The sequence below is a fragment of the Flexibacter flexilis DSM 6793 genome, from assembly GCF_900112255.1.
Taxonomy (GTDB): domain Bacteria; phylum Bacteroidota; class Bacteroidia; order Cytophagales; family Flexibacteraceae; genus Flexibacter; species Flexibacter flexilis.
This window is the reverse complement of the sequence record NZ_FOLE01000001.1, coordinates 63251-82052: the sequence shown is the minus strand read 5'-3', so window position 1 is coordinate 82052 and position 18802 is coordinate 63251. Positions and strand designations below refer to the sequence as shown.

Sequence of the window (18802 nt, the reverse complement as noted above, 5' to 3'; positions counted from 1 at the left end):
GTAGCAAAACAAGTGTTATGGCTGCGGATTTTGTGCATCAAATCGCGAAAGGTCGCTATGATTTAAGCGTTTTTTAAAGAAAACCGCCCACGCCGTAAGCACCAAAATCCGCAAATCCAGCAAAAATGTTTGGGTGTTGGCATACTGCGCGTCGTATTCGAGTTTTTGCGCCCACGTGAGCGGCTGCGTGTAGCCTTTGAGTTGAGCAAGTCCCGTAAGTCCCTGCGCCACGCGAAGGCGTTGGGCTTGCTTGGGCGTGTAGTGTGCCGTGTATTCGGGCAGCAACGGACGCGGCCCGACCAAACTAATATCGCCTTTCAGGACGTTGAGCAATTGCGGCAGCTCGTCTAAATTGGTGCGGCGCAAAAAGTGGCCTAATGCCGTAATGCTTTGCCCGTCGGGCAGCATGGTTCGGAATTTATACAATACAAAAATACGTCCGTGTTGGGCGGTGCGTTTTTGTAAGAAAAAAACAGGTTTACCCATTCTAAGCCAAACAATTACGGCCACTATCACCAGCAACCAACCCAGCAATAACAGCCCCAACAAGGTCGCTATTTTATCAAGCAACGGTTTGAAAAAATGTACATACATACACAAAGGCTTATCAATTAATTGGCTCGCTTTTCGAGACTTTTTTCTCGCAGAAATAAAAATAACGGCAGCCCACAAGACACGCCCGCCAAAAACAAGCCAACATAACAAATCCAAGTATTTTTAATGCCGATTCTTTTGGTTTCAACGACAATTAAAGACACAGTAACCGCCGCCGAAACCAATACGTCCATTGCGAAAAAAGAGGATATTTTATTGGCAAATAATTGTTCAAAAAACAGCGGAATATCTAAACCATTTACAGCCAAAAATTGATAAAATTGAGAGAGAGGCAATAGCGTCCCGATGGCGGCCAGCAGCAAATAAATATTTTTCATTTTTATCTGTTTATTTCGCTAAAATGTCTTTGAGTTCGACTACTTTATAATTTTCATCCAAATCAATAAATTGTTTGAATAAAGCAATATGACTTGCGCCCAACAGCACTACAATTTTATCATCTTTTTGTTCGGTGATTTTCTGTACAAAGGAATACATGAGTAGATTGCGTCTGTACCAACTGGCCACCAAATCCGCGCCCGTCAAATCCGTAAATTTCCCCGCAGGATTGAATAGTGTAATATAAGAGCCAAGGTCAAAATTTCGGTTGCTCTGCTTATTACTTTCCAAAATAAGTTGCGTGAGCGTGTATTTTTTGCGGTTCGTATTGTCGCGCTGCTCAAACTCTTTTATGCGTTCAAATATTTTGTCTTTGAGTGTCGTTTGTTGTGCTTTTTCGAGGGCAACTAATAGACTATCAAAGGCAAAATCCGTTTTGATGTCAATGCCGTACACTTTCGGAAGTTGGCGCGATTTGGCGATTCGGAAAGCCAATTGAAATATTTCATTTTCCTTAAAAAACGCGTTTTTAGGATATTTCTTGGCCACATAATCGAAGTATTGATTTGCCATGTACAACGCATATAAACTATCCAATTCGGCAGCTTCGTTATAATCCCATTCTACAAAAACTTTGTCTGGCGCAAAGGCTTTTATTTTGGAAGTAATGGCCTCCAATTCCTTTTGCGACTTTTCGGACATTACGTCAAATTTGTCGGTTTTGGCCAAATCTGCCCCAGGATTATTAAAATGAAATGTGCCAATAAGCAGCACTTCTTTTGGTTTTTTGGCCTGTTGTGCGTGCGTATTTTCTGATAGAAAAGATAAAAGAAAAGCAAAAGATAAAATATAGATTTTCATTGTTTCTGATTAATATATGTTACATTATTTATTTATAATTATTTGTTTTTTAGTACTGAGTTCAAACATAATTATAAATTTACTGGTTTGCAATGTGTGAATTACAATAAAAAACACCCAAAATATGGTTTTGTGCCATTTTTGGGGTGCATAAATGAAGTCAGTTAGACTTATTTTTGTTTGAAACTCACAAAGGCGTTTACGAACAAATAACCGAGCAAACCGCCGTACAACGTGCTGTTCAGGGGTTTGGAAGTAATAGGGCAAGTGCCTGATGCACAGCCTACAAAATTCCAATACGCATAGCCGCCGAGCAGTCCCAACCCAACGCCAAGCCCAATGATGAAGTATTTATTCATGGCTGTTTTTATTTAGATAGAAAATTTTATATCTATTGTACTACAAAAGTCTGGGAGGTTTGGTTCGGGACAAAAACAAAAAAGCGACTTTGGTTGTCCAAAATCGCTTTGTATATATTAAATTGTGGTTTCTTTAAAAAGAAAAAAGGCAAACCTGTATCGCACCGCTACAACCGCACATCCTTGCTGTCTTCCGACCCTGGGGCATTCAACAGGAGCTGGTCGTACCGATTTGCCGTCACAAAAGTGAGGATTTGGATTTTAAATTCCAAATGAAAAGTAACTTTTTTCTAAATAAAATTTGCTTTTTACTCAAAATCAATTACTTAAATTTTGTTTTAACCAGAAAATAAACTTAGTAAGCAGTGTTTTGGTAATATGTTGCGACCCACTAAACGCAAAAAATGTTTGCAACTTGCCGGTGCTTTTGGGAATTTGCAGCAGAATGGCGGGCAAACTGCTGGCCGAACAATGGCGGATTATTTGGATAAAAGACTACGACAATGCAAGAACAAGACGAATTTCAGGAAACCAAAGACATACAAATTGTAGCGTATGAGGCCAAGTATCAATCGGCCTTCAAATCGCTGAATGTGGAATGGATTTCGCAATATTTTGAGATGGAAGAAGCCGATTACAAAGCCTTAGACAACACCGAAGAACATATTCTCAACAAAGGCGGAAAAGTTTTTGTGGCACTCTACGAAGGCGAACCCGTTGGCGTTTGTGCGCTTATCAAAATGAACGATTCTGTGTATGATTTTGAATTGGCGAAAATGGCTGTTTCGCCCAAAGCGCAAGGCAAAAAAATAGGTTGGTTGTTGGGGCAGCAAGCCGTCAGGACGGCCAAAGAACTGGGTGCTTCGTGGCTTTATTTGGAAGGAAATACGCTGCTGAAGGCCTCCATTAATTTGTATTATAAACTCGGATTTCGGGAGATAAAAGAACGTTCGTCGCCTTACAAACGGGTCAATATTCAGATGGAATTGGCTTTGAAATAGACTTTGTTGTTATTTTTTTTGTTTGATAATCAGTGTGTTATTAGATTTATAAAACTTTTTTTGGAAAGCATGTCACCCTTTTTTGCGCCGAGAATGGTGCAAATGCTTTGGGGCGAATCTTAAATAAAAAAGAAATATTAGAACTTGGACGCCATAACATAGCATCTTTTGACGGACAATTTGAAACAGGTTTGTATTTAAATATGTTATCTTTTTTCCCCTGCGCATCTAAAAGTAATACTAAGGTTGGACAATATGTCGAAAGTGTAGAATATGAACCAAAAGTTAAGTAAAATAGGTTTTATAAGCCCAAAAAAAGCGAAGCTATTATGTTTAGCTTCGCTTTTTTTTTCTAAACCAAAGACTTACGCATTGCTTCCGCCATAACGCAAGGCCAATTGTTCGGCGCATCTTTCGCCGTCCATGGCCGCCGACATAATGCCGCCCGCGTAGCCTGCGCCTTCGCCGCAAGGGTAGAGGCGTTTGGTTTCGGGGTGTTCGAGGCTGTCGCGGTCGCGCGGAATCCTGACAGGGGAGGAGGTACGACTTTCCACGCCCACAATTTGCGCGTTATTGGTCAGGTAGCCGCGCATTTTTTCCCCAAAAGCCTTAAAGCCGTGTTGCAAACGGTAGCCGATGGGTTCGGTAAGCACCTCGCGCATATCCACCGATACCAACCCCGGTTGATAGGACGTTTCCAAGAGGCTTTTAGAAACCTTTCCGCTCACAAAATCCTGCATGAGTTGGGCGGGAGCTTGTTGCGTGTTGCCCGCGATGCGGCAGGCGCGTTGTTCCATTTCTTTTTGTAGTTCCAAACCCGCTAATGCTCCCAAATCCAGATACTTAGCCCAGTCTTTTTCGTCCACAGACACCACAATTCCTGAGTTGGCGTACTTAGAATCGCGGCGCGATGGCGACATTCCGTTCACGACTACTTCGCCTTGTGCCGTGGCCGCAGGCACGATAAACCCCCCAGGGCACATACAAAACGAGAAAACTCCTTTATCTTCACCTTTGTACTTTACCTGTGTTACGAGGCTGTACGAGGCCGCAGGCAGGTATTTGCCGCGCTCTGGCCTATGGTATTGCAGCGTGTCGATAAGCGATTGTTGGTGCTCAATGCGCACGCCCATCGCGTAGGGTTTGGCCTCTATTAGAATAGACTTTTGGTCTAATAATTCAAAAATATCACGCGCCGAATGGCCTGTGGCCAAGATGACCCCGATGCCCTCAAAACGCTTTCCGTCGGCAGTGGCCACGCCGCGCAATTGGTTGTTATCTACCTCAAAATCAGTAACTTTTGTATCAAAATGCACTTCGCCGCCTGCCTTAATAATGCTCTCGCGCAAGGCCGCCACGATGTTAGGCAGCTTGTTTGTACCGATGTGCGGGTGTGCTTCTATCAAAATGTTTTCGCTCGCGCCGTGCGCCACAAAAATTTCCAGCACGCGCCGAATATCACCGCGTTTCTTGGAACGAGTGTACAATTTTCCGTCCGAGTACGTGCCTGCGCCGCCCTCACCAAAGCAATAATTGGACTCAGGATTCACGATTTGCGCCTGATTGATGGCCGCCAAATCGCGCCGACGGCTGCGCACGTCCTTGCCGCGCTCCAACACGATGGGTTTGATGCCCAGTTCCACCAGCCGCAACGCCGCAAAAAGTCCCGCAGGGCCAGCCCCGACCACAATGGCTTGCGGACGATTGCCCACAAACGGCAAATCTTCGAGGCGGTAACTGATGCGTGGCGTAACTTTCTCGTTTACAAATACTTCTGCCGAAATATTTACTTTGAGTTGTCGGCTACGGGCATCAATGGAGCGTTTGGTTACGCGCACAACGGCACTGGGTTCGGTGGCCGAAATACCCAATTTGCGGAAAATGTATTGCTCCAGCGCATCGTTTTCTAAGGCGATTTCGGGCGGCAATACTAAATCTATGGTCTGGTACATGAGCAATGTCAAAAATTAGGGCTGCAAAGATAAAAAATATTAGCCGTGTCTTTTACAAATTGTGGCAGAATACGCGAGTATGCGGCTTTTTCTCTATCTTCGCCCCGAGGAACGCTCCCCCCCAAAATATTTTTATTATTCAAAAATGTTATTTAATTCTCTTTCTTTCGCAATATTTTTGCCAATTGTTTTTTTGCTGTATTGGTTTGTAACGAATAAGCACTTGAAATGGCAAAATATTTTGCTTATGGCCGCAAGTTATTATTTTTATGCTTGCTGGGATTTTCGTTTTTTATTTCTATTAATATTTTCAACACTTTTAGACTATTATACGGGCATAAAAGTAACAGAATCCACCACAAAAGCACAGAAAAATTTTTGGTTTTGGTTGAGCGTCTCCGTTAATTTAGGCTTTTTAGGTGTTTTTAAATATTATAATTTTTTTGCAAATTCTTTCGCGGAATTATTATCTAATTTTGGTGTAAATGGACACCTCACTACGCTGCAAATTATATTGCCTGTCGGGATTTCTTTTTATACGTTTCATGGGCTTTCGTATGTAATTGATATTTACAAAGACCGCATCAAACCCGAACGTAATTTTGTAAATTATTCACTATTTGTGAGCTATTTTCCGTTGCTGGTGGCAGGGCCAATAGAACGGGCTACACACCTTTTGCCACAACTTCAAAAGCCGCGTATTTTTAATTATCAAAAATCCGTAGATGGCTTGCGCCAAATGCTTTGGGGTTTTTTCAAAAAAGTAGTTATTGCGGATAATTGCGCCGAATACGCCAACCAAATTTTTAATCATTCTGATCAGCACAACGGCTGGACTTTATTTTTGGGTGCATTGCTATTTACTATCCAAATTTACGGCGATTTTTCGGGCTATTCAGATATTGCGTTGGGCTGTTCGCGCTTGTTCGGAATAGAGCTATTACGCAATTTTGCTTACCCATATTTTTCCAGAGATATAGCCGAATTTTGGCGACGTTGGCATATTTCTTTGTCTTCGTGGTTTAAAGATTATTTGTATATTCCGTTGGGCGGAAGTAAGGGCGGATTATTAATGAAAATTCGCAATACATTTATTATATTTTTGGTCAGTGGTTTTTGGCATGGTGCCAACTGGACTTTCATTGCTTGGGGTGCGATAAATGCGTTTTATTTCTTGCCTTCATTGCTTTTTAATACCAACCGAAATAATATTGAAATTGTGGCGAAAGGCCGATTATTTCCGACGCTGAGCGAGTTATTTAATATGAGTGTTACGTTTATTTTGGCCGTTCTTGCTTGGATATTTTTCAGGGCCAATGACCTGCACCACGCCATTCAGTATTTGGACGCTATGTTTACTAATATTCTGAATGTTAATTCATTAGTAGAGGCTGCTACTTTCGTAACTAAAACGATTGGCTTTGCGCTACCTTTATTTACGGTATTGTTTTTTGTGGTGGAATGGATAGGCCGAGAACAAAATCATCCGTTGGCCAAATTTGCAATTTCGTGGCCAAAACCGCTTCGTTTATTCTTGTATTATTGTATCGTCATGGTTATTTTTCTTTTTACAGGAAAAGAACAAAAATTTATTTATTTTCAGTTCTAAAAAATGAAAAAATTATTGCTTTTTAGTGGTGTATTTGCGCTATTAATTATTATATCTCTGTACGTCATTAGCTTGCAAGCCAATGGCTTTACAGACCCATTTTATTTGCGATTTACGACACCTTCCCAAACGTCTTTAATTATCGGCACGTCACGGGCAGCACAAGGATTACAGCCAGCCGAATTTAATAAAATATTAGGCCGAGAAGATATGTTTAATTATGCTTTTACTTTAGGTCAAAGTCCATTTGGACAAACCTATTATGAAAGCATTAAACGGAAGTTAAAATCAGATACAAAAGACGGAATTTTTATTGTTTGCATCGATCCTTGGAGTATTTCTAGCGACTTGAAAAATCCAAATGATTCGGCGAATTTTCAGGAAATAAATTTAGCTTTAGCATGTAAATTTGTAAACTTAAATCCTAATATTTTTTATTTATTACAATATTATAATAGGCCTTTAGTTGATTTATTTTATCAAGAACCTACCAATATGTTATTGCATCAAGATGGTTGGTTGGAAGTAAATGTAGCAATGGGCAAGGGGTCTCAAAAAAATAGATTAGACTCTAAAATTGAAGAATATGAAACGCAAAACCTACCAAAATTCAAATACTCAGAAGTTCGGTATAGGTATTTAGCGCGTATAATTTCGTACTTAAGTAAGCACGGACACGTATATTTGGTGCGGCTGCCTGTGCATGAAAAAATGCTGGAAATTGATAATAAATTAATGCCTGATTTTAATAAAAAAATCAATACACTTTGCCAAAAATATAGAGTAAATTACTTGAGTTTTGAGCTAAATAGTAATGATTGCATTTATACAGATGGTAATCATTTATGGAAAAATTCGGGTAGAATGGTTTCTCAAAAAGTGGCAGAATGGGTGCTTCAGCAAGAAAAATTATATCAAAAAAATCAGCCAAATCGCCCATAAAATTAGCTTTATTTTGAAGAATATGTCTGTATTTCAATACTTACTTTTTCCGTTTGCTGTGCTTTACGATGCCGTTACGCGTTTTCGAAATCATTTGTTTGATATTGGGACAAAAAAATCTGTAACATTCGACTTGCCCGTTATCAATGTCGGAAATTTGGCGGTGGGCGGCACGGGCAAAACGCCGCACGCTGCGTATTTGGCGCAATGGCTTTTGTCCAAAAACTGCCAACCTGCGTTGCTGAGTCGGGGTTATGGCCGCAAAACCAAAGGCTACCGACTGGCCACTTCCGCCGACACCGCCGAGACGCTGGGCGACGAACCGATGCAATTTTATAGGGCGTTTGGGGCGCAAATGCCTGTGGCTGTCGGCGAAGATAGGGTGTTGGCTATTCCTTCCATTCTTTTAGAAAATCCTGAAGTTCAGGCGATTGTACTGGACGATGCTTTCCAGCACCGTTACGTTAGTCCGTCTGTAAATTTGTTGCTGACCGATTTTGCAAGGCCATTTTACGACGATTTTTTGTTGCCGATGGGCCGCCTTCGCGAAGCACGCAAAGGCGCACGCCGCGCACATGCCGTCATTGTTACCAAATGTCCGCCCTCGCTTTCGGTGGCTGCTCAGCAGCAAATCGCGGCGCGGGTGCGTGCTTATACGGCCAGCCCCGACACGCCCGTTTTTTTCAGTTACATTACTTACGCTGCGCCTACGCCCGTTTTTGATGTGTTGTTTCCTGCTGATTTTCAGAAAGTTGTGTTGTTTTCGGGGCTTGCCAATGCTGCCCCTTTGGCCAAAGCCGTAAGCGAAAAATACGAGCTTTTACATCATTTTGACTTTGCCGACCATCACCGTTATAGCCCCGCGGATTTGCAAAATATTTTGGAAAAATACAGGCAAGTGGCCGACGCGCAAACCGTCATTCTTTGTACGGAAAAGGACATGGTAAAATTGCTTTCGGCAGAAACGCAGCAACTTTTTGCGGGTGTGCCGTTGGCGTATTGGCCTATTCGGACGGCTTTTTTTGACAAAGAAGGTTTTGAACTTTTTTTAGAAAAAAGCATTTTTAACAAAAACTAAACGACGGCTTTTGAAGAAAGCAAATTCATGTCAGAAGATACTTATTTGAGCATAGAAGCCCCAGCAGAAGGCATTTACAAAGAAAAAGGCAGCAAATTTCTGGCCTTTGCTTATCCTGTGCGCACGGAAGAGGATGTAAAACAACGTTTGGCGGAATTGCATAAAACTTATTTTGATGCCCGACATCACTGTTACGCGTATCGGTTGGGGGCAAAGGGCGAACGCTTTCGCGCCAACGACGACGGAGAACCCAATCATTCGGCGGGTGACCCGATTTTGGGGCAAATCAAATCCCGAAATTTGTCGGATACGTTGGTGGTGGTGGTGCGTTATTTTGGCGGGACAAAATTGGGTGTTAGTGGCCTGATTCATGCCTACAAAGTGGCGACTGCCGAAGCCTTAGACGTGGCGCAAGTGATTGAAAAAATCGTAACACAGCATTTGCAAGTGCATTTTGATTATGGGCAAATGAACGAGGTAATGCGCATTATCAAAGAATTAGATTTGCAGATTTTGGGGCAAACATTTGATAATCAATGCGAAATATTGCTCGAAATTCGGCAAAAACAATACGAAACGGCGCAAACGCGCTTTGAAAAAATAGACGGCGTGCAGTTGGTGCAGCCTGCCGCCGAAGAGGACGGCGAATAAATCAGATTGGCCAAGCCAAGGCCACTACGTGATTATCCCAAATTTGAAATTGAAGTTGGGCTTTGCCCTCAAAATCAGGTGTTTGGAGGCGGCCTATAGTGAAATTTGGAGCGTCTGTATTGCCGACTAACTCAAAATTTTCTACCCAAAAATGGTCGCGTAGTGAACTGGCCGTCTGGTTGAACAGCTTGTACATGGCTTCTTTGGCACACCAATATACAGTGGCGTGCGTGGCTGAAGTCAAGGCGTAAGGCAATTCTTTTTCGGACAAAAAACGCGGCGCAAGATGCAGAATTTTGGGTGTAATTGGTTCTAAATCAATGCCAATTGCATCTTGTGAAAGCACTGCGGCGGCATATTGGGCACTGTGCGAAAGCGAAAATTTGCATTGACAATCAGGAAAATAAGGTTTGCCGTTTTGGTCTTTGGCAATGCTGCACAGGTCAACGCCTTGCTCTACCAAAAGTTGGCGGAGCAAGGCACGACTGGCCAAATATTCGCGACGTTTGAGCGGGTGCGTAATGTGGGCTAACTTGTCGGTTACGTCGCAATGACTGGTAAACTCCTGACAAAGTGTCTGTTCGGACTCTGTTATTTCCCACAAAGCCCACTGTATTTGCTCGCCGATAGATTTTTTTAGAACAATAGCCATAGAAATTTATTGTTGCCACTCGGTAAAAGCAAAGTATAAAAGCCTGATTCCAAAGCCTATCAGTACGACTCCTGACACACGATTGAACCAAAGCAACACCGTGTCCGACAAAAAGCGGTTGAGGCGTTGGGCTAAATAAACTTTGAGCAAATCGGTGCTGAGCACAGTGGCGATGATACTTGCAAAAAACATCACGTCGCGCGAGAAACCTTCTTGCGCACGCACGGCAGCGGACACAGGTGCAATCCAGAAAATAAACACAAACGGGTTGATGGTGTTGAGCAAAAAGCCGCGCAAAAAGTACCTGAAAATTTCTTTTTTGGAAATGCTTTGGTCGGCATCGGCGGCAGCGCGTGAGGCTTTTTTGAGCAAACTCCCAATCCCAAAAATGAGCATGAGTGCACCGCCCAACACGCCCAGCGCAATGTTAAATCCGCGCGTATCATTGCCTACATTATTACTTAAATACTTGATTAGGTTGTAGTTCATGGCGATATACATCGTATCGCTGCACGCCACGCCCAAAGCAACAAAAGAGGCAGCACGCACCCCTTTTTGGATACTCGTTTCGAGCATCATAAAAAAAACGGGGCCAATCATGAGGGCTAAACCCAGTCCCAGAATGACCCCTTTGATAATCGCTTCAATCATTCGTTTTTGTCTTCGGGCAAATTATTGGTTGTCGGCGGGTGCTTCTTGACAAAGTTCTACGAGCACGCCGTTAGTAGATTTTGGGTGAAGAAAACAAACGATTTTATTGTCTGCGCCACGCTTTGGGGTTTCATTGAGGAGTACGAAGCCTTCGGCTTGTAGGCGTTTCATTTCGGCCAAAATATCTGTTACCGCAAAAGCAATGTGATGTATTCCTTCTCCTTTTTTCTCAATGAATTTGGCGATAGGGCTGTCGGGGTTGGTGGCTTCCAACAGCTCAATTTTACTTTCTCCGATTTGGAAAAAAGAGGTTGTAACACCTTCAGAGGCAACGGATTCGGCTTTGTACGGTGCCACGCCCAAAAGGCTGGCAAAAATCGGATTGGAAACTTCCAAGCTCTTTACGGCAATGCCGAGATGTTCAATTTTTTGCATAAATATTGTCTTGAATTAAATAGTTTAATGGCTGAATAATAAGGTTTTAGCGCATGATGTACATTTTGCCAAAACCGTGTTTGAAATTGTTGTCGGCGGCAGTCTGGCGGTGGTCAAGTGCTTGGCCGTTGTGCTGCATTTGCACGCGATACAGATACACGCCGTTGGCGAGTTTGTCGCCGTACTCGTCGGTGCCGTCCCATGCAAAATTAGTAATGTTATTGCCAATTCGGATATTTCCTAACTCTTGTCTGGTGATTTCGCGCACCACTTTTCCCGAAACGGTCATAATCTGAATTTTGATGTCTTCAGGGATTTCGCTGCCCGTCAGCGTAAACACAAAGCGCGTCGAGGTCGAAAACGGGTTAGGGTAGGGGTAAAAATGCGTAACAGACGAGGCCGAAATTACTTCAAAGTTGAGTTTGTACGGCACGCCTACGCCATTTTCCGAAATATCACGCGCCCGAACCGTCAGGGTATAGCAGCCGTCGGTCAAAGCCGTAGCAGGTTGGTATTCCAAACGGTATTGGTTGTTGTTGGAAGCGGTGGCAGGATATACGCGTACGTCGGCTTGTGCCGAGCTAATTGTTTTGACCGCTGTGCCATCGCATTTGGACAACGTAACAGACATGGAAGCGGTATCGTTGAGCAATAAATATTGGTTTTCGTCGCGTAAGTTGATGGAAATTAGCGGCGTAGGAGAGACAATGTCGCCGTTCATGATGCGCACACCGTCAAAAGCCACGTCCAATAATGGGTTTGTTTGGTCGGCCACTACCTCGTAAGTAACCGACAGAAAATTGTTGGCATACGACTCTTCGGGCAAAAGTCTCGGATTGACAAAAATCTGCAAGTTATTAGTACCCACGTGGCCAAGTGTCGGGATATTTTTTAGGGTGAAACGTACCGTATCATTGGCTACCAATGGCTTGATATTAAATGATTTAACCACAGGATTACTGCCCGACAAAAGCGTATATTCTACCTTGAGCGAGTCTGTGAAATCGCGGTTGGAGATATTCTCAAACATAAACGGCAAGTTGAATGTTGCGCCTTCTTGCTGCGTCGGGATACTATATTTTTGTACGCCAATGTAATCAGTGTTAATAGTTCCTTCTGGTACGCCATTGTAAATCACTTGCCATTTTTTGAGGGTTGGCGGCGTGAAATTTACGGTGTCTCGCATGATAGCACGCAATTTGAGGTACGGGTAAATGCTGGCATTGATGGCAGAAAGGTCATAGTCTGAATGAGGTACATTGCTGATGAGTACAGTATCCGCGCCGCTGGTGGTTACGCCAATTACTTGAATAATACTTTTGTCAAATCCTTGATTATCAACTTTGTAATACATTTTTCCCCACGAAGTAGCAGGTCCGATACTGCTGGAAGTAATAGTTCCGAAGGCGGGTTGTGCATTCAAAATAGTATCTATACTTGAGTATTGTGTGTCTGGAGGGTTCGGGCTTGTGTGGTCGTAAGTAACAATACGAGCCGAATTGGGAGCAGCTCCACGCCGTGTAATCAGGATAATTGGTGCGCCGTTTGGAATACTCGAAAACTGAGCTCTGTTCAGGCCGTAGCTTGCTTCTAAAGTATCAAGTAATTGATCTGGCCAAATGTTATGGTTGATTTTGCCTGCTTTCATCAGGATAGTATAATATCCTTTTCTTTGCGGCGCAGTCATAAAGTCTTTATAATAAGAAACTAAAGGTGACAGATAGTTTGCATCTTGCCCATAAAAGAAATTAAGTACGGAGGGCTGACGGCCACAAGAATATTCCCAATAGTTGGGTGTATTGGCATAGTTATATAATTCTGTAGAAAAGTCGTTGCCGTTGAGTGTGAGACCTACCCAACGAGCGTCCGTAATAGAACAAAGGCGATTGGGTTCGGCACTATGGAACAAATCAAGTCCATCAAATTTAAAAACATAATTAGGATTGTTGATGGCAATACCCGCCGAAGTGATTTGTAATCGCTTGCTAATCACAGGCATTGTCCAGTAGCGATATGGGTAGGTGATTTTTTCTACGCCAATATCTTGGCTCTCAGTGAATTGGTAGAAATGACTTTGCGACCAGCCCGACATACTTCCCGAAATGTAGATAAACGAACTGTTTTGCCATACCGTATCATTTTGGAATTTTACACGCCAATAGTAAACAGTGCTGTCCGAAAAAGGAAAGTTATTGACCTGCCAACGGGCAATATTGCCTGCCGCAATGGGCTGGATTCGGTGCAACGAACTGGTAAATTGAGCCGAAGTATCTATTTCAAAAATATAATTATTGTTGGCTGAAAGCAAGTTAGTGGACTGCGCGATTAGCTCTACGGGGGCATGATTTACAATTGAATATCGTTTTGGAAAAATTGCTGCAAGCCCCGTTTCTGGTACAAAATATTTAACTATTCCAATATTGTTGTTTTCGTTTAGTTCACTGATAGAGTCATTTACATCTACTCTTATTTCAAACGTATTCAGGCCGCTAAGGTTCGGGCGATAATCCTCAATCTTAAGCGTTAAGGTATCTTTGCTTAATACAGGATTAAATGTTTGGGGAGCAAAATTTAATACGCTGCCGTTGCCTGTAGTACGGCGTACGCCAATTTGCATGTTTTTTTTGCTTATTTTACCAAAATTGCTGACAATTACTTGTAGCTCAATGACATTGGTAGCTGCCGAAATGTTGTTGGTGAGTAGCGAAACTTCAGCGTCGGAGGTTTTGTAGTCGGGTTTGGTTGCCCCAAAAACCACAATAGCGGGGTCGCCGTGCAGCAGTGTTTGGGTGGCCGAAATGGTATCCAAAATGCTAAAAGAACCTGTTATTGCATTTTTGGTGGTGATTTTTTGTATTTTTCCTAAAGAAGAACCAAAAAGCGTGTTGTCTGCAAACATATTGGTGTATAGGCCTTTGGCGAATTTATCCAAAACGCTGATAATGCCTTCGTCGGTGTTGGCCATAAAAGCTACTGCACCTTTTTCTTTGGCGAGTACCCAATCTTCGTTGAGGGACATACGCTCTGTAAATATATTTCCTGCAAAACAACCATTGATAAGCACGAAAGGATATTTGTCTTTGTTGTTGTAGCCTTCTTGCGCATTAGAAACGCGTCCCATATCCATATCGGGGCCATCTACGGAGGCATGGCCAAATACATTAATCATGGAAAGTCCTTTGTTGGCTTCTTCGGCTATATTGATAGTTTGTACGATGGCACTAGTGCTTTTGCTAATCAATGTTACGTTGCCGCCAAAATAGTCACCTTCCGCAATGGTTTTGTGTTGGTCGATGAGGCTATGCAAAAGATTGATTTCACCAGTAGAAATACCGCCGCTAATGTGTATCATGTTTTTGCGCCAAAAGTCAGTATAGCCAAGTTGCGCTTGGGATTTTACTTTGTCCAAATAATCCAAAACCATCTGCGGTGTAGTGGCTGCGATGCGTCCAACGGGAATGGCCACGCTGGTTAGATTGTTGTCTAAACCAAATGTAAAAAGGGCATCGCTGGCAGGCAATCCAAATGGAGGAATTAGGTTGTTGGGGGCGTAGGTACTCGAAAAGCGGGTTGTAATTTCCTGCCCTTTGCCGATAAGTAACAGATAATCAGGTTTACGTGTACCCGAAAGCATATAGCTGGCGAATTTGCGAATAGCCCAAGGCGTAGGCTCGCCGTATCCAAATTGGTTAAATATTTGGGATACATCTACTATTAGCGTATCAAAACTACCACCTGCCGCCGAAGCCCGATAGCTGGCATATTCTTTTACCGCATTGGTAGTAGCTCCTGCAGGTTTCATTAGTTTTGGGTGGCTAACGATAATATAATTATGGGCTGATGGATTGATATTGCGGAACGTAATGGGCTGAATTTGAGTGGCTGTAATATTGGAAGTGCTTGTTGTAACCCACAGACGGCGTGTGCTTTGCAGCGAGTCCAAGCCCGTGCGACTCAGTGCGTCGGGTAGGAGTCGGCGTGTATATCCCTCGGTTGTTACGTCCCAAAATGTTGTTCCCGTCGGAATATTTTGCCATGCCAACAGCGCATTGCCTGTATTGGTCGGTTCTATAATCATGGCTTGGGACTGTAGGCCATTGAGGTTGTAGTTCTGGGCATACGTGAATTGAATGGCAGACACAGACGCTGCGTCGGTTGCTCCAGTGCCATAACCTAGTACCGTAATACGTACTTGTAACGTGTTGCCTGTCATTAGGTCATTGGGAACAGTAACCGAACTAGTCGCCCAGTAATATTGTGCAAAACTAACCGTATCTAAGGGTGTAAAACTTATCCCATTGTTGGCGGAGACCGAGATTTGTACGCGGTGTGTCAGGCCATTTTGTCCTGCCAAAAATACGTTGAGTATGGGTTTGGTAGTGGCTGTAAATACTACATTTTTGAGTGGTAGGGTATAGGTTACAGCTTGATTATTTTCTAATAAAGCACCTGTCCAACCTTCGCCATTTCCGTTCCAAGAGGTGTGTACTTTGCCATAATTATCTAAATGTCCTTGACCCAAACTGTACTGATTTTGGAATACTTGCATCGATTCAGTGAGCTGATACGACAGCGGTGTGAGGTTGGTGGGAATAGTTCCGTAATAGCTGATACGCTTGCCCATTTGGCTAAACGTCCAAGTCAGGAAATAGGCCGCCGTGTCCGAATAAATATTTTTGAAGGATTGGGGAGGATGCGCGGGCTTGTAAAGCGGCAAATCTGATTTTCCGTCATTACCTTTGGCATAAAACAAAATATAGTCTCCGTCATTGAAAATGCCGTCTGTTTCGCCTTCTACCGTAATGGCTTGCTCCACGCCTCTGTGCCAAAGTTGCAAGTTGCGCGGCGAAAAGCTGCCGACAGGTACACCTGCTTGTTGGAGCGTGGCGCGGTCTATTCTGTAAATACCTTCGGTTGTAATCGGAATTTTGTAATACGATTGTGCATAATTAATCCACTCATTCCCATAGCTTTGGGCGTGGGCTGTGGTACAAAACAGAATGGTTGCCAATATGAAAATTGCAGTAAGGCTACGGAGTTTCATAAAACAGAAGTTAAGGATTTTGTAGTGAACTATCTTAGTTTTCATCAAATTCAAACTTGGTCAGTGTGTTATTTTTGTAGCAATAAAACTCATAACCTCGCGAATAATTCAGGATAAAAACTTGTTCGAGGGCAATCTTGTCGTATTGCGTTAGTAGTTTTTTATATTTTTCTTGTAAGTGATTGGGCAATTGTTGTTGCGTAATGTCTTTTTCGATTTCGAGCCCTTCGTTCCAATCGTATTCGACAATTACGTTTTTGTCGCGCCAATTCATCATAATTTCTGATTCATTGCCTTTACTTTCCACCAAGATATTATCCTGAACAATAATATTTTGTGAGGTTTTGAGCAATAAAAAAACGCCCGAAGCCGACATAGCCGCATAGCCAATCACCCTGAAAGTACGTTCGCTTATCACAGGCAACAAATATTTAAGCACCCACGAAGACAGAACAGAAGCCAAGGCAATGCCTACACCCAAATAAAACGAGTCGGTCGTATAAGCCCCGACGTACAGATAAGAAGCTATTTTAACGAAATGCAATAACACTTCATTGGCGGCACGTGTGGCGATAATTTCTTCTTTTTTGAGGCCATAATTCAAATAAAACCGATTGAACAGCAGCCCCGCCGCACCCGTAATCCCCGAAACCAAGCCCGTCAGTATGCCAATCAATACCACAGATATTGGGCTTTGCTTTTTGTTATTGCTTGATAATGAATTGGTTGCTATTTTTTTGGGTTTGAAAAATTCATAAAGGTTGGATAGCAGAAACAAGGCAATCGCCAATTGCAAATACAGTGGGTTAATAAACCGAATCAGCCAAACGCCAGCCATCACCGCAGGAATGGAGGCGGGCACAAAAAGCCAAAAAAGTCGCCAGTTGATATTTTTACGAAAAATAACAATGCGCGAAACCGAACTACTAAACGTGCCCAGCGTAAGCGTAAACGGAATGGCTGCCACAGGCAACAAAAGGCCAATCATGGGAATAAGAATAAGGCTCGCACCGCCGCCGCAAATGGCACTTAAACCAAAAGCAAATACTGCGATTACAAAAATGAATAGGATTTTACTAAGCATAATTACACTGTTTTTGAGCAAAAGATATTCCCTTACCAAAGGTAAGATAGATTTGGTTTTTATCCAATATGCTAACGCCGCCGCCGAGCGGTTCGTGTGCGTGCTATGTCGCTGATATTTGGCTTTTTTGAGCATCTTTGCCGCATGAATTTTCTTAAATCTTCTATGATAACCATGCTTTCGGTGGTGGCGCGTGCGTTGGCCGCTTTGAGCATCAACAAACTTTTTGCGTTATACTTTGGAGCAACTGGCGTAGCTTTGCTTTCTCATTTCCAGAATCTTACGGGAATTTTGATAGCCTTACCCAACGATGGCATCAATCGCGGCATGATAAAATACGCTTCTTCGCCCAAGGCTTCCGTGCGGCGCAGGGCATGGCTGGCGGGTTTGGGTTGGCAAGCGTTGGTGATGATTGTTATTACGCTGCTGCTGTGGTTTTTTGGCGATTATTTTTTAGCAGAATTTGAATATAGTAATACGTCGGCGTGGCTGATTGTCTTTTTCGGAGGGCTTTGGCTTTACGCCTTACATTTTTTCTTTTTGGGCGTGCTGCTTTCTGAGCAAAAACTTTTGCCTTACACGTTCATCAATATTGGCGGCAGCGTGGCCGTAGTGCTGATTTGTGGCGTTTTGGTGTGGCAATGGCATACTTCGTTGGGTTGGGCTTTGATTTATTTCTGGATAGGAACAACCTTGGTGGGCTTGTTTTCGTGGGTGTACGTGTGGCGCACGGTGCGTTTTTCGTTGCCTATTCGCTGGCTTTTTTCTACTAAATTTTATCAATTTTTTTGGCGCAATTCTCCTTTTCGGGCGATTGGGGGCTACGTACTGACGGCTTTGGCGGTGGTTACGTTTGGGCGCATGGTGGATTTCCATGTGCGAGAGTACGTGATACATCGGTTTGGCATGGAACAAACGGGTTGGTGGCAAGCGGTGGTCAGGCTCGGCGACTTGTATATTTTGCCCACGACGGCCATTATTAACAGCATTTTTTATCCCAAAATAACCAATAGTTTACCTGATAAAGCCTTGGTACGCAGCTATGTGCGCGAGGTGATGCGCTGGGTTGTGCCTGCGGCGGCTTTGGGTTTTGGGGCAATGTTTTTGGTGAAAGAATACGCGTTGGTGTGGGTCAATGCGGCGGGTTTTGAGCAAGCCGCCTTCCTGATGAAATACCAAATGGCAGGCGATTTTATGAAAGTCATCAGTTATTTTTTTGCCAGTATCGTGGTGGCGCAGGCGCGTGTGCGCTTGATGTTGGTCATGGAATTGTTGTCGGTCAGCGTGTATTTATCTTGTATTTTTACGCTTGCACCTTCGTGGGGTATCGAAGGAATTGCGCTTTCGCATTTGATACGTTATTGCTTCTATACCAGTACGTTATATGCGTTGTATCGTTATCATTTCAGAAATAATGGAGAGCTAATGTAGTGGGGTTTATCAAAGAATAAATATGTTTTTGTGCTTTGTTTTTCGGGTATATAAATTACAAATACTTGCGCTAAAAACAATTTTGCCCAATGCACTTTTGGAGTATGCTAGATCTTGAA

General features: G+C 43.1%; 16 protein-coding genes. 6 read left to right on the top strand and 10 right to left on the bottom strand.

All coding sequences use genetic code 11. The annotated features are described in order from the left end of the window. Window positions 1–15 precede the first annotated feature (15 nt). From BM090_RS00300 to BM090_RS00285, 4 genes are all read right to left on the bottom strand, one after another. Window positions 16–594, bottom strand: a complete 579-nt coding sequence (locus tag BM090_RS00300; RefSeq protein WP_091505594.1) for a sugar transferase — start codon at window positions 592–594, stop codon at window positions 16–18. Between the two features lie 17 nt (window positions 595–611). Then, window positions 612–932, bottom strand: coding sequence for a DUF2834 domain-containing protein (locus BM090_RS00295; RefSeq protein WP_091505591.1), 321 nt, complete (start codon window positions 930–932; stop codon window positions 612–614). Window positions 933–942: 10 nt separating this feature from the next. Then, window positions 943–1794: a DUF5694 domain-containing protein gene (locus BM090_RS00290; protein WP_091505588.1), complete on the bottom strand. Its 852-nt coding sequence runs from the start codon at window positions 1792–1794 to the stop codon at window positions 943–945. Window positions 1795–1964: 170 nt separating this feature from the next. Next, window positions 1965–2153: a DUF6132 family protein gene (locus BM090_RS00285; RefSeq protein WP_177199792.1), complete on the bottom strand. Its 189-nt coding sequence runs from the start codon at window positions 2151–2153 to the stop codon at window positions 1965–1967. A 503-nt stretch (window positions 2154–2656) separates the two neighbouring features. Here BM090_RS00285 and BM090_RS00280 point away from each other — a divergent pair. Further along, a complete protein-coding gene (locus tag BM090_RS00280; protein WP_091505582.1) occupies window positions 2657–3154 on the top strand; it encodes a GNAT family N-acetyltransferase in 498 nt (165 codons plus the stop codon). Window positions 3155–3519: 365 nt separating this feature from the next. On the opposite strand, the gene BM090_RS00275 is transcribed toward BM090_RS00280, so the two are convergent. After that, window positions 3520–5106 carry an NAD(P)/FAD-dependent oxidoreductase gene (locus tag BM090_RS00275; RefSeq protein WP_091505580.1) on the bottom strand — a complete coding sequence of 529 codons (1587 nt, stop codon included), beginning with the start codon at window positions 5104–5106 and terminating at the stop codon, window positions 3520–3522. Between the two features lie 388 nt (window positions 5107–5494). On the opposite strand from BM090_RS00275, the gene BM090_RS00270 reads away from it, so the two are divergent. The 4 genes from BM090_RS00270 to BM090_RS00255 are packed head-to-tail and all read left to right on the top strand — an operon-like array spanning window position 5495 to window position 9386. Continuing rightward, a complete protein-coding gene (locus tag BM090_RS00270) occupies window positions 5495–6715 on the top strand; it encodes an MBOAT family O-acyltransferase (protein WP_317040719.1) in 1221 nt (406 codons plus the stop codon). Window positions 6716–6718: 3 nt separating this feature from the next. After that, window positions 6719–7657: a hypothetical protein gene (locus tag BM090_RS00265; protein WP_091505575.1), complete on the top strand. Its 939-nt coding sequence runs from the start codon at window positions 6719–6721 to the stop codon at window positions 7655–7657. A 22-nt stretch (window positions 7658–7679) separates the two neighbouring features. Then, window positions 7680–8735: a tetraacyldisaccharide 4'-kinase gene (lpxK, locus tag BM090_RS00260; protein WP_091505572.1), complete on the top strand. Its 1056-nt coding sequence runs from the start codon at window positions 7680–7682 to the stop codon at window positions 8733–8735. Window positions 8736–8762: 27 nt separating this feature from the next. Beyond that, window positions 8763–9386, top strand: a complete 624-nt coding sequence (locus BM090_RS00255; RefSeq protein WP_091505569.1) for an IMPACT family protein — start codon at window positions 8763–8765, stop codon at window positions 9384–9386. A gap of 1 nt (window position 9387) precedes the next feature. On the opposite strand, the gene BM090_RS00250 is transcribed toward BM090_RS00255, so the two are convergent. Genes BM090_RS00250 through BM090_RS00230 form a run of 5 tightly spaced genes read right to left on the bottom strand, consistent with a single transcriptional unit; the run spans window position 9388 to window position 17387 of the window. Then, window positions 9388–10038 (bottom strand): 4'-phosphopantetheinyl transferase family protein, encoded by a 651-nt coding sequence (locus BM090_RS00250; RefSeq protein WP_091505566.1) that lies wholly within the window; start codon window positions 10036–10038, stop codon window positions 9388–9390. Window positions 10039–10044: 6 nt separating this feature from the next. Next, window positions 10045–10689 carry a LysE family translocator gene (locus BM090_RS00245; RefSeq protein WP_091505563.1) on the bottom strand — a complete coding sequence of 215 codons (645 nt, stop codon included), beginning with the start codon at window positions 10687–10689 and terminating at the stop codon, window positions 10045–10047. A 21-nt stretch (window positions 10690–10710) separates the two neighbouring features. Continuing rightward, complete coding sequence (gene mce / locus BM090_RS00240) at window positions 10711–11124, bottom strand: methylmalonyl-CoA epimerase (protein WP_091505560.1); 414 nt, start codon at window positions 11122–11124, stop codon at window positions 10711–10713. Window positions 11125–11170: 46 nt separating this feature from the next. After that, entirely contained in the window at window positions 11171–16168 is a 4998-nt protein-coding gene (gene porU2 / locus BM090_RS00235) for a putative type IX secretion system sortase PorU2 (RefSeq protein WP_177199791.1), read from the bottom strand. A 34-nt stretch (window positions 16169–16202) separates the two neighbouring features. Further along, complete coding sequence (locus BM090_RS00230; protein ID WP_221405312.1) at window positions 16203–17387, bottom strand: sulfite exporter TauE/SafE family protein; 1185 nt, start codon at window positions 17385–17387, stop codon at window positions 16203–16205. Window positions 17388–17396: 9 nt separating this feature from the next. Between BM090_RS00230 and BM090_RS00225 the strand changes: the two genes are divergently transcribed. Continuing rightward, window positions 17397–18683: an MATE family efflux transporter gene (locus BM090_RS00225; protein WP_143083820.1), complete on the top strand. Its 1287-nt coding sequence runs from the start codon at window positions 17397–17399 to the stop codon at window positions 18681–18683. Window positions 18684–18802: the final 119 nt, after the last annotated feature.

Excerpts from the sequence above, each read along its gene's own strand:
- BM090_RS00300 (WP_091505594.1), bottom strand. The coding sequence starts at position 594 with ATGTATGTACATTTTTTCAAACCGTTGCTTGATAAAATAGCGACCTTG.
- BM090_RS00295 (WP_091505591.1), bottom strand. The coding sequence starts at position 932 with ATGAAAAATATTTATTTGCTGCTGGCCGCCATCGGGACGCTATTGCCT.
- BM090_RS00290 (WP_091505588.1), bottom strand. The coding sequence starts at position 1,794 with ATGAAAATCTATATTTTATCTTTTGCTTTTCTTTTATCTTTTCTATCA.
- BM090_RS00285 (WP_177199792.1), bottom strand. The coding sequence starts at position 2,153 with ATGAATAAATACTTCATCATTGGGCTTGGCGTTGGGTTGGGACTGCTC.
- BM090_RS00280 (WP_091505582.1), top strand. The coding sequence starts at position 2,657 with ATGCAAGAACAAGACGAATTTCAGGAAACCAAAGACATACAAATTGTA.
- BM090_RS00275 (WP_091505580.1), bottom strand. The coding sequence starts at position 5,106 with ATGTACCAGACCATAGATTTAGTATTGCCGCCCGAAATCGCCTTAGAA.
- BM090_RS00265 (WP_091505575.1), top strand. The coding sequence starts at position 6,719 with ATGAAAAAATTATTGCTTTTTAGTGGTGTATTTGCGCTATTAATTATT.
- lpxK (WP_091505572.1), top strand. The coding sequence starts at position 7,680 with ATGTCTGTATTTCAATACTTACTTTTTCCGTTTGCTGTGCTTTACGAT.
- BM090_RS00255 (WP_091505569.1), top strand. The coding sequence starts at position 8,763 with ATGTCAGAAGATACTTATTTGAGCATAGAAGCCCCAGCAGAAGGCATT.
- BM090_RS00250 (WP_091505566.1), bottom strand. The coding sequence starts at position 10,038 with ATGGCTATTGTTCTAAAAAAATCTATCGGCGAGCAAATACAGTGGGCT.
- BM090_RS00245 (WP_091505563.1), bottom strand. The coding sequence starts at position 10,689 with ATGATTGAAGCGATTATCAAAGGGGTCATTCTGGGACTGGGTTTAGCC.
- mce (WP_091505560.1), bottom strand. The coding sequence starts at position 11,124 with ATGCAAAAAATTGAACATCTCGGCATTGCCGTAAAGAGCTTGGAAGTT.
- porU2 (WP_177199791.1), bottom strand. The coding sequence starts at position 16,168 with ATGAAACTCCGTAGCCTTACTGCAATTTTCATATTGGCAACCATTCTG.
- BM090_RS00230 (WP_221405312.1), bottom strand. The coding sequence starts at position 17,387 with ATGCTCAAAAAAGCCAAATATCAGCGACATAGCACGCACACGAACCGC.
- BM090_RS00225 (WP_143083820.1), top strand. The coding sequence starts at position 17,397 with ATGAATTTTCTTAAATCTTCTATGATAACCATGCTTTCGGTGGTGGCG.